The following is a 10,499-nucleotide window of genomic DNA, read 5'->3' as shown; positions in this document are numbered from 1 at the left end:
TTTTGGGGAATTTTGCAAAGGTCTCGGCCTTTTTGTGGCTTATCTTGTTATGGTTGATTGTTTAGAAGGGGATTAACTGAATAAACCTTTAAACCACAACACAATCGCGTCCCACATACGGCGCAACCAGCTGCCTTCTTCCACGCCGGTCAGGGCGACGACGTCTTTTTCGGCAATGATTTTGCCGTCTTTCATGACTTTCAGCTTGCCCAATACTTGGCCTTTTTCAATCGGGGCGAGGACGGGCTGAAGCGTTTCTAAGATTGGTTTGACGTTTTTGCCGGTATCGTGGGGAATGGTAATGTAAACATCGTCCAAGAAACCGATGTCTACGGCTTTGGTGCTGCCTTTGTAAACTTTGACTTGGGAAATCACTTCTCCGCCGTTGTACAGCTTAGGCGTATCAAATGCCTGCAATGACCAGTTGAGCAGTTTGCTGCTTTCACTGGCGCGTGCTTCGGTGGATTCGGCACCGGCAAGGATAGAAACAATACGGCGGTTGTTGCGTTTGCTGGAAGCGGCGAGATGGTAGCCTGCGCCTTCAGAATAGCCGGTTTTCAAACCGTCGATACTGCTGTCTCGATAGAGCAGGAGATTGCGGTTGGGCTGCTCGATATTATTGTATTTGAAAGATTTGTTTGCAAATAAGGGATAATATTTCGGATAATCATTAATGAGCGCGGTGGCCAAGATGGCAAGGTCGCCAACGGTTGAAACATGGCCGTTAGAAGAAATACCGGTCGGGTTGTTGAAGTGGGTGTGCTTCATGCCCAAGCGTTTGGCTTCTTCGTTCATTTGTTTGACGAATTCGTCGATAGAGCCGTTGCCAATGGCTTCGGCAAGGGTAATGGCGGCATCGTTGGCCGATTGGATGGTTGTACCCTTAATCAAATCGCTGACGCTGACAGGAACTTTGGGGTCGAGGAACATGCGTGAACCTTCGACTTTCCAGCCGACGTTTGAAACTGTCAGCATTTGATCTGCTTGGAGCGTACCGTTTTCCAGTGCTTTAAAGGCAAGGTAGGCGGTCATCATTTGCGTCAATGCGGCAGGCTCGATAGGCGTGTCGGCATTGTTGGATGCCAAGGGTTGCTTGCTGTGCAGGTCGGTAACGATATAGGCAGTCGCCGCAATTTCCGGTGGCGTTGTCGGGCTGTTGATGCTGTGCAGCAGCGGCTGCGTTTTAGCCTCGCTTTGTACGGCAGGCGAGGATGCAACCGGGTCGGCAGCAAGGGCAGGAGTATTCAGGAGGGCAGCAAAAATTAAGCTAAGTAGCGTTTTTTTCATCATTATTTGTGGATTTGAATATGAGTGGACACTGTTATGAGGCAAACAGTTTGGCATATTAAATAGATATTAAGCGGACATTATACCGTCTCATTTAGGCTTTGCTAAGATTTTTCTTGCCTTCAGACGGCCTCAGGGGTATGGTTTTAACTTTTTCCTCCGGTCGATTTGACCGAATTGTAATTTATTTCCGAACACTAAAATACCATGAACCATTCCCTTCCTCTTTCTGATTATCTAACCCGTATTTTGACCGCTTCCGTTTATGATGTGGCCGTAGAAACGCCTTTGGATTTGGCGCGCAGTTTGTCAGGCCGTCTGAACAATCAGATTTTGCTCAAACGTGAAGATTTGCAGCCGGTGTTTTCGTTCAAAATTCGTGGCGCGTACAACAAAATGGCGAAGCTGCCGAAAGAAGCCTTGGATTGCGGCGTGATTGCTGCCAGCGCGGGCAACCATGCGCAGGGTGTGGCTTTATCGGCGCAGTATTTGGGTTGCCGCGCCGTCATCGTAATGCCGGAAACAACGCCTAAAATTAAAATTGACGCGGTCAAGAGCCGAGGCGGTGAAGTGGTGTTGAAAGGTGTGTCTTACAACGACGCCTATGATTATGCGATGGAGTTGGCAGAAAAGGAAAAACTGACTTATATCGCGCCGTTTGATGATCCTGATGTGATTGCGGGTCAGGGAACTGTCGGCATGGAAATCCTCCGTCAACACCGTAATATCAATGCGATTTTTGTCCCGATTGGCGGCGGTGGTTTGGCAGCAGGCGTAGCGGCATTTATCAAACAGGTTTGCCCTGAAATTAAAGTCATTGGCGTGCAAACCGATGATTCTTGTTGTATGAAGCAATCGGTTGAGGCAGGGGAAATCGTACATTTGAAAGATGTCGGCCTGTTTTCAGACGGCACGGCGGTTAAAGTGGTGGGCGAGGAAACTTTCCGTCTGTGTAAAGAGCTGCTGGACGAGATTATTACGGTCAATACGGATATGTTGTGCGGTGCAATTAAAGATATTTTTGACGATACGCGCAGCATTACCGAGCCTGCGGGCGCATTGGCCCTTGCCGGCTTGAAGGCTTACGTTGCGAAAAACAATATCCAAGGTCAAAATCTGGTTGCCGTCACCAGCGGTGCCAACATGAACTTCCACCGCCTGCGCCATGTTTCAGAACGCAGTGAGTTGGGTGAGGGCAACGAAGGTATTTTTGCTGTTACCATTCCTGAAGAAAAAGGCAGCTTCCTTAAGTTTATCAATGTCTTGGGTAGTCGAAATATTACTGAGTTCAACTATCGCTACGGCAACGACAACAATGCTCATATCTTCGTCGGCTTACAAACTGCCGGTGCGCAAGACTTGGCCGTCATCAGTGAACAACTGACTGAAGCAGGCTTGCCCAATGTTGATTTGACCAATGATGAAATCGCCAAAATCCATATCCGTTACATGGTCGGCGGCCGTACGGAAAAAGTAGCCAACGAACGTTTGGTCAGCTTTGAATTTCCGGAACGCCCCGGTGCATTGTCCCGCTTCTTGAACCATATGCGTGCCGAGTGGAATATTACTTTGTTCCATTACCGCAACCATGGCGCAGACTATGGCCGTATTTTGGTCGGTATCGATGTGCCGGAAAGCGACAATGAGGCTTTTGCCGATTTCTTGGAGAGCTTGGGTTATGTGTATAAAGAAGAAACCAATAATCCGGCTTATAAACTTTTCTTAGCTTAATCAGTAAGATAAAAGGCCGTCTGAAATTTTTCAGACGGCCTTGTGTTTTATGTTTGGCTTTATTTCTTACGGAACACCAAGTCCCAAACGCCATGACCCAATCGTTTGCCTCGGGCTTCAAATTTGGTTTCAGGACGATAATCAGGCGTAGGGGCGTAATCGGCAGCCGTGTTTTGCAAAGCGTCGAAACTGCTCAAAACCTCCAGCATTTGCACGGCGTATTCTTCCCAATCGGTCGCCATATGGACATAGCCGCCGCTTTTGAGTTTGGGCAGCAGCTTTTCAACAAACGGCACTTGTACCAAGCGGCGTTTGTTGTGGCGTTTTTTGTGCCAAGGGTCGGGGAAGAAAATATGAATACCGTCTAAAGAATCGTCTTCCAGCATTTTTTCCACCACTTCCACCGCATCATGACGCATCACGCGGATATTGGAAATGTGTTCTTCCTCAATCAGCTTCAAGATATTACCGACGCCCGGGCCGTGAACATCAATCGCTAAAAAGTCGGTATCAGGCAGACGTTTGGCGATTTCCACCGTTGCGACGCCCATACCGAAACCGATTTCCAAAACTTTAGGGTTGTCCCGTCCAAAAGTGCGGTTCAAATCCAAAGGGGCTTCTTGGAAGTCCACACCAAATTGCGGCCACATCGTATCGATGGCGCGCTGTTGGGCCGCGGTCATATGGCCTTGGCGCAAAACGAAACTGCGGATGCTGCGTTTGTGTTCTTCAGGAACGGTATTTTCGGGCGTATTTTCTGGAATGTTTTCGGACATATCGTTTTAAATCAGTGAAAAATCAAATAAAAAGGCCGTCTGAAAAATCAGACAACCCCGCATATAAATCGGCGTGATTATAGCGAATAAACGCTTTTCCTGAAACCTTTTAAAAAGAAGGTTTCAGACGGCCTTTTTAAGACAATACCGGTTGCGGTACTTTGTGTTGCACCGCATAAACCGCTGCTTGAACGCGGCTGCTTAGGTTCAACTTGCGCAACAGGTTCTGCACATGCACTTTGACGGTTGACTCTGCCAGATTCAAATGGCGGGCAATGATTTTGTTGCTGTGTCCGGCGGCAAGATAGCCCAAGATTTCCATCTCGCGCGGGGTCAGTTGCTCCAGCAGATGGTCGGAGCGGGAAGGAGATGGAGAAATCAGCGATTGCACCAAGCGGCTGGTCATTTCCGGAGAGAATACATTGTCGCCATCGACGGCTTTGCGGATACTTTCTAAGAGGAAGTCGGCATTGATGTTTTTCAGCAAAAAGCCTTTTGCACCCATACGCATACATTCGGTCAAATCATCGCTGTCTTCGGAAACAGTCAGCATGATGACGGTTAGTTGCGGATTGATGCTCAAAATTTGAGCCAGTGCTTCGCGGCCGTTCATAACCGGCATATCCAAGTCCAGCAAGACCACATCAGGCTTGAGCTGTTCGACCATTTTTACGCCGGCCAGGCCGTCTGAAGCTTCGCCGATGACTTCAAAATCAGGCTGGCGGGAGAGCAGGGCTTTGATGCCGCTGCGAAATAGGGTGTGGTCGTCAATAAGGGTAATTTTAATCGTCATGATGCTGTTCTCATTTGTTGCGGCAAAGTCAGCATAACAACTGTACCTTGCCCAATCTGTGATGTAATGGCCAATTCTGCGTTAATCCGTTGGGCCCGTTCCTGCATAATGCCCAAGCCGACATGTTCGCCTGAAGGCCGGTTTGATAGGTGTTCTTTATTAAAGCCAGCGCCGTCGTCCCGAATCGTCATGACAAAATCGCCGTGGTTGGCAATTTCGACGCTGACATGTTGCGCACGCGCATGCTTCCGGATATTGGACAGGCTTTCCTGCAAGATGAAGATGATCTGCAAATGCTCATCATAATTCAAAGCCTGCCCGTCGTCCTGCCATTTTAAATCAACTGGAATACCTGTTTGTCGTTCAAAACGCGCCAGCAGCGATTCTACCGCTTCAGGAAAATCTTTATTACTGATTTTGGTGCGGAAATTCATTAAAAGTTCGCGTACGTCTTCGTAGCATTCCTGCACGCCGTCTTTGATGAAGCCGATATTTTCTTCGGCCTGCTCGCGTTGGTCTGAGGCAAACGCGCTTTCCAGCATTTGTACCTGCAAATTTAAAAAGGTTAAAGCTTGCGCGATGCTGTCATGCAAACCTTGCGCAATCAAGTTACGCTCCTGCAAGACTGCAAGCAGGCGGCGCTCTTGTTCCATGCGGTTGTTGGCGATGGAGATGCCCAGCTGTCCGCTTAAAGTATGTAGCAGTTTTTCGTCTTGCTCATCAGGCATATGGCCGTCTGAAAAATATAGGGTCAGTATGCCGAGCTGTTCGTCTTGATAAACGATCGGAAATTCTACACGATTTCCTTCTTCAGTTTCACCGACACTTGCCGCCAAATCAGAACGTTTCCGCTCCTCATCGGAAAGATATACCGTGCCGCCCAAAGCGGAAAACGCCGGCAGAATCTGAGTTAAAAATTCTTCTGCCGCCTGTTGGGGCGTAAAAGTTTGGTGCAGATTGCGCGTGGTTTGGTAGAGCAGGGTCAAATCACGGTTTTGCCGCGCCAAGTCTTGGGTTTGTTTGGCAACTTGTCCTTCCAGGTCTGTATAAAGCGTATGCAGACGGCGGCTCATTTGGTTGAAGCCCTTGCTTACTTGGGCAAACTCACGGATCTGGTCTGTCTCGATTTGAACGCCGAAATGTCCTTTGCTGATGGTTTCTACGCCATCACGCAATTTTTCCAAGGGCCGGATAATCCAAGAATAATGCCAAACAATCATCAAGCCTGCAGCCACAACAATCATCAGCATCATGGCCATTTGAAAACGGCGCAGCCACAAGGTATTTTGCTCGTTGGCATTTTCCATCGCCTGTAAAAATAGCTCGATGTTGCCGGCAAAACGATACAGACCGATTTGGGTCGGACGCTCGTAATGTTGCAAAGACGGCTTGATGTTGGATTCCCAATCAATCAACAGCATCGATTGAATCAAGTCGTAAGCCAGCGGCATTTGAGACGGAATCAGCGGATGAATGGCATCGCTTTGCGTCACATTGGCCAGCGTACGCTCAAATTCTTTGATTTGGTTGTCAATTTGCGCATTGGGCGTACGGACGCTTGCCATGTAAGCCAAACGGTACACCTGCATTTTCAAACTGCCCGCATCTTCAATCGTTTTGGCCGCGTTTTCCAAACGCCAAGAAAGCAGCAGGGTAAAGACAATCGACAAAAACGCCGAACTGACCCATAAAAAAGTCAGTAGTTTTAAACGCGAAGACAGGCTCAGGCCGTCTGAAGATCCGGAGAATAATCGCATAAAGCACGCAGGGAACTAATCCGATAATCTTATAAAAATATCATTCTTTCGGCCTATAAACAACCTGTCTAAAATAATTGTATGGTTATGATAAGAAAAAACAGGGGTTTAATGTAAAATCATGTTATGATAAAATTCATCTCAAGTGAATTAAATCATAAGAATAAGGTTTCAGACGGCCTGAAACCTTGAAACTTATCCAATAAACACAACATCTTGAACCATACTCCATACTCTGCTTCGCAAAGGACTACCAAAATGAAAATTTTCGCACTGATATTGGCCGGCGGGCAGGGAAGCCGGATGGGAGGTGTCGATAAGGGGTTGGTGCAATGGCACAACAAAGCCTTGATAGATCATGTTATTGAAAAAATCCGCCCCCAAGTCAGCCATATCGCCATCAGTGCCAACCGCAACCTTGAATCTTACGCCCAACGCAGCGCGCACGTTTTCTCTGATGCGCGCCAATGGCAACATTACGGCCCTCTAGCCGCTTTGTGTACTGCTGCCAACGATTTGCAAATTGCCACTGCCGATTGGCTGCTTATCGTATCCTGCGATATGCCGCGTTTGCCTGAAAACTTGGTTTCCCAGTTTGAAACCATCGCGCGGCGTACGCCATTGTGCAATGCGTTTTATGTGGAGACCCCTGCCAGACCGCATTACAGCGTGATGTTTATCCGGCCGCAAATCCTGCAAAGCACCGTGCCATACCTTTATTCAGGAATGCGCAGCATCCGCGGCTGGCTGCAGCAACAGCGCGCGCGGGTTGTCCATTTCCCTCATGAGCAGGATTTTATCAGCTACAACACGGAAAACGATTTGTCTCAGCCTTTGTAGTTGGGTAGGTAGAAGCAATAAGCCGATAAAAAACTGAATTGTTTTGCAATAAAGTATTTTATAAAAGCTTTAGGCCGTCTGAAAAACAGACGGCCTTTGTTTTGTCATTTTAAAGATAAATGAATTATAGGTAAGCGGCAAAGTTTTCTGCTGCCAATGGTTCCCTGCCTAGTAAAGCTGCAAAATCAGAATAGTCGGCGCATGAGCCTTGCTTGAGTAGGGCAAAGCTGTTGCGGCTGATAATGCCGTTGCTGAGGATGTTTGCCAACGGTAGCGCTGGATCAATCAGGTGTAGGGGGAAAGGCAGAATACGTTGCGGCGGTTTATGGTGCAGGGTTTGGCGGAGGGTGGTCAGGTATTCCGCCAAAGTCAGCGTTTGGCTGCCGGTCATATTGATGATGCTATGGTCGGTGTCGGTTTGGACGGCAAGTTTCGCCAAACCCTCGGCAACATCGGCAATATGTACGGGCTGCAAATGAAAGCGGCCGCCTTCCGGTAGAGGAAGTAAAGGGAGGCGGGCTAGTTTGATGAATAGTTCGCAGCTGGTTCCTCCTCGCCCATAAACGACGGATGGCTTGGCTATGGCAATCGGTATGCCGCTTTGAGCAATAGCATCATCGCCACGTCCTTTGCTGCCGACAAAGTTGATGGGTTGGGATGGATCGGCTCCCAGTGCGGATAGTTGCACCCAGCGTTTGATGCCTGTTGCTTTTGCCCATGCGGCGAGCTGTTTAGGCGTGTGGTTGTGCACGGTTTCGAGTATTTCAGCATGACGGCTCATGATGCCTATGCAGTTGATGAGGACGTCTTGTCCTTCCAATAAACGGCGTGCGGCTGTTTCATTGGGATGAAGAAAGTCGAAGGCGCGGCGGTCGGGCATGCAAACTTGGTAACCTTGTTCTTTGAGGATTTGAGCGGTACGGCTACCGATAAAGCCGCTGCCTCCGAAAATGATGATGTTCATATGTTTTTCTTTATATTGTTGCTGAGGCCGTCTGAAAACCTTTAAATCGGTTTCATCACCATCAGGAAGTAAATCACAATAGTGGCGCAAAATGCAGGATAGCCGAGCAATTCCCAGCGTCTGGCGTAACGCCAGTAGGGCTCTGGAATGGTGGCTGCGTTTTCTTTATGCGCTTTTTCTGCAATTTTTGCCATACGGATTTGCAGCCAGACAACAGGCAGCCAGCAAATGCCTGAAAAAATGTATAAGGCAAGCGTCATCCATACCCAATTTTGTTCCAGCATGGTGGCAACAGTGTAGCCGCGTTCATACAGCATCCATAAGCCGGACAAGGGTTGGAAAATGACGGCAGGGGTTGTAAACCACCAATCTGCTTTGATGACCCAATGCGAGACGACCGACTGCGCGGCAACCGAACCACTGCGGTTTGCCCAAAAGAGGTAAAACGCCGTACCAAAACCAGTGCCGACCATTAAGGTAGCCGAGATGATGTGCAGGGTTTTAACGATTAAATAGGTGTTCATTTTTTATCTCCTACGGATTGATACAGGAAAAACAAAGTAGCCATAATCGGCAGGTTTTTTACCAAAGGCGCAAATGGATGCGTCCACATTTCGGGCAGTCTGAAGGCAATGATCAGGCTGTATGCCGCGACGGTTATCAATTGCAGCAGCCATATTGCGGAACGGGAGCGAAAGCGGCTGAAGCATAAAAAGGCAAAACCGATGTCCAGCAGCGAAGCGGTAATTAATGCAGGCCATTGCAACGGATTGGGAATGCCGACCGAATGCAGTAAATCCAATGACATTTCAGGCATGAAAAACAGAGGCTGGGTGCCGCTCCAGAGCCATAGCAGCCCCATCGAGTAAGGTAGGTAGTCGGGGAGGGTGTGCGTAGAGTGGTCGGACATATTGGTTTCCTAATTTCATTTCAGTTTAAAAATATAATCAGTCTGAAATTTCTATAATTTCTGTCAAAAGAGAAATTATAGAATAAAAAATTTTTAGATACTCTTCTGGATTGTTTCTTTAGGAGGGAAATCCATATCCAGTGATTCAAAATCTACCAAGGAACATTAAGCTTCAGATAAACATGCCCATACAAGGACACCATGAGCATGTTTTCATATCCTAAAATAATATTAGCTGTGTTTATTACTCACAAGCCCATTACCATCATCGGAAAAATTTTTGTATTCCTGCGCCAATTTTCAAAATTTTCACCATGGTTGAAGTGGAAAGCTTCAACATTTCATTTGCCCACATGGTCAGCGTATTGATGAAATCATGGGTTTGTCGGATTCGCTGCTTGGCGGTTTCGTTTTCCTGACTAAACTCAGGGCCGTCGATCAGGCTTTGCAAAAATTGCCGCGTCGGTTCGATTTCACGCTGCATACGTACTTCTGCGATGGTTCGGAACAAAGTCCAGACATCATCCGAAGTTTCAAAATGATCGCGCCTGTCGCCCAAGATATGAACAGTATGCACCAGTCTCAGGTTTTGCAGCTCTTTAATACTGTTGCTGACATTGGAGCGCGCTACGCCGAGCGTTTCGGTGATTTCTTCAGCGTTCATCGGTCTGCCTAAAATGTAGAGCAGGGCATGGATTTGCGCAACGGTACGGTTGACGCCCCATTTGGTACCCATTTCGCCCCAATGGAGGATAAATTTTTCAGTGGTCGGATTCAGTTTCATAGTGATGATATTCTATTTTTATCTTTTATTTCTGTCAATACAGAAATAAAGAAATTTTTGGCCGTCTGAAATAAAATGTTCAGACGACCTTTTGTATAAATCCTTATTCTACATATTCTCTCAGAAACTCCAGACATTATTAGTCATGATTTCCTATCAGTAAAAGATATTATTCGTAAACTGGTATTTTTTGAATAAAAATTTATCCGTACAATCTGCTGTATCCGATAACGAGGAGTAAATCATGAAAAAAATGCCTGTATTGTTTGTTGGACATGGTAGCCCGATGAATGTGTTAGATAAAGAAAACCCGTTCAATCAGAGTTTCAGCCTCATTACGCAAAAGTTTGCCAAACCAAAAGCCATTTTGATGATTTCAGCGCATTGGTACAGCAGCCGTTTGCAGGTTACGTCTGGCAAACATCCTAAAATGATTTACGATTTCTACGGCTTCCCCGATGAACTCAGCCAAGTGCAATATCCCGCGCCTGGTTCGCCTGAGTTGGCGGAGCAAGTACGGTCATTATTACAGCCGGAAAATGTTGAGCTGAACCCAACGCGTGGCTTTGATCATGGCGCTTGGGTAGTGTTGAAATATCTCTATCCTGATGCCGATATCCCTATGAGACCTTTGCAAAATCCCCCAAAATCCCCCAA

General features: G+C 47.4%; 11 protein-coding genes. 3 read left to right on the top strand and 8 right to left on the bottom strand.

The features are described from left to right. Positions 1-72 precede the first annotated feature (72 nt). Positions 73-1,290: a D-alanyl-D-alanine carboxypeptidase family protein gene (locus tag HMPREF2700_RS01420; protein WP_070589453.1), complete on the bottom strand. Its 1,218-nt coding sequence runs from the start codon at positions 1,288-1,290 to the stop codon at positions 73-75. 204 nt (positions 1,291-1,494) lie between these two features. On the opposite strand from HMPREF2700_RS01420, the gene ilvA reads away from it, so the two are divergent. Continuing rightward, complete coding sequence (gene ilvA / locus HMPREF2700_RS01415) at positions 1,495-3,018, top strand: threonine ammonia-lyase, biosynthetic (protein WP_070589451.1); 1,524 nt, start codon at positions 1,495-1,497, stop codon at positions 3,016-3,018. A 59-nt stretch (positions 3,019-3,077) separates the two neighbouring features. Here the strand turns inward: ilvA and trmB are convergent, their stop codons facing one another. From trmB to HMPREF2700_RS01400, 3 genes are all read right to left on the bottom strand, one after another. Further along, a complete protein-coding gene (trmB, locus tag HMPREF2700_RS01410) occupies positions 3,078-3,794 on the bottom strand; it encodes a tRNA (guanosine(46)-N7)-methyltransferase TrmB (protein WP_070589449.1) in 717 nt (238 codons plus the stop codon). A 136-nt stretch (positions 3,795-3,930) separates the two neighbouring features. After that, positions 3,931-4,587, bottom strand: a complete 657-nt coding sequence (locus HMPREF2700_RS01405) for a response regulator (RefSeq protein ID WP_049333503.1) — start codon at positions 4,585-4,587, stop codon at positions 3,931-3,933. Next, positions 4,584-6,344, bottom strand: coding sequence for a histidine kinase (locus tag HMPREF2700_RS01400; RefSeq protein ID WP_070589448.1), 1,761 nt, complete (start codon positions 6,342-6,344; stop codon positions 4,584-4,586). Before HMPREF2700_RS01400 ends, HMPREF2700_RS01405 begins: the two co-directional genes overlap by 4 nt. A gap of 258 nt (positions 6,345-6,602) precedes the next feature. Here HMPREF2700_RS01400 and mobA point away from each other — a divergent pair, with 258 nt between their 5' ends. After that, positions 6,603-7,184 carry a molybdenum cofactor guanylyltransferase MobA gene (mobA, locus tag HMPREF2700_RS01395; protein WP_070589447.1) on the top strand — a complete coding sequence of 194 codons (582 nt, stop codon included), beginning with the start codon at positions 6,603-6,605 and terminating at the stop codon, positions 7,182-7,184. Between the two features lie 124 nt (positions 7,185-7,308). Here mobA and HMPREF2700_RS01390 read toward each other — a convergent pair whose 3' ends face one another. The 4 genes from HMPREF2700_RS01390 to HMPREF2700_RS01375 form a co-directional block, all read right to left on the bottom strand. Continuing rightward, complete coding sequence (locus tag HMPREF2700_RS01390; protein ID WP_070589445.1) at positions 7,309-8,148, bottom strand: NAD-dependent epimerase/dehydratase family protein; 840 nt, start codon at positions 8,146-8,148, stop codon at positions 7,309-7,311. A 41-nt stretch (positions 8,149-8,189) separates the two neighbouring features. Then, positions 8,190-8,672 (bottom strand): DUF2269 family protein, encoded by a 483-nt coding sequence (locus HMPREF2700_RS01385; protein ID WP_070589442.1) that lies wholly within the window; start codon positions 8,670-8,672, stop codon positions 8,190-8,192. Next, positions 8,669-9,058 carry a DoxX-like family protein gene (locus HMPREF2700_RS01380; protein WP_070589440.1) on the bottom strand — a complete coding sequence of 130 codons (390 nt, stop codon included), beginning with the start codon at positions 9,056-9,058 and terminating at the stop codon, positions 8,669-8,671. Before HMPREF2700_RS01380 ends, HMPREF2700_RS01385 begins: the two co-directional genes overlap by 4 nt. 265 nt (positions 9,059-9,323) lie before the next feature. After that, a complete protein-coding gene (locus HMPREF2700_RS01375) occupies positions 9,324-9,842 on the bottom strand; it encodes a GbsR/MarR family transcriptional regulator (protein WP_070589438.1) in 519 nt (172 codons plus the stop codon). 244 nt (positions 9,843-10,086) lie between these two features. Between HMPREF2700_RS01375 and HMPREF2700_RS01370 the strand changes: the two genes are divergently transcribed. After that, positions 10,087-10,499, top strand: a 413-nt coding sequence (locus HMPREF2700_RS01370; RefSeq protein ID WP_141745810.1) for a dioxygenase family protein, incomplete at its 3' end; no start/stop codon positions are given.

Origin of the sequence: Neisseria sp. HMSC068C04 (genome assembly GCF_001810105.1) — a bacterium.
Classification (GTDB): Bacteria; Pseudomonadota; Gammaproteobacteria; order Burkholderiales; family Neisseriaceae; genus Neisseria; species Neisseria flavescens_B.
Note: the sequence above shows the minus strand (reverse complement) of the source record. Positions and strands in the feature narration are given on the sequence as shown.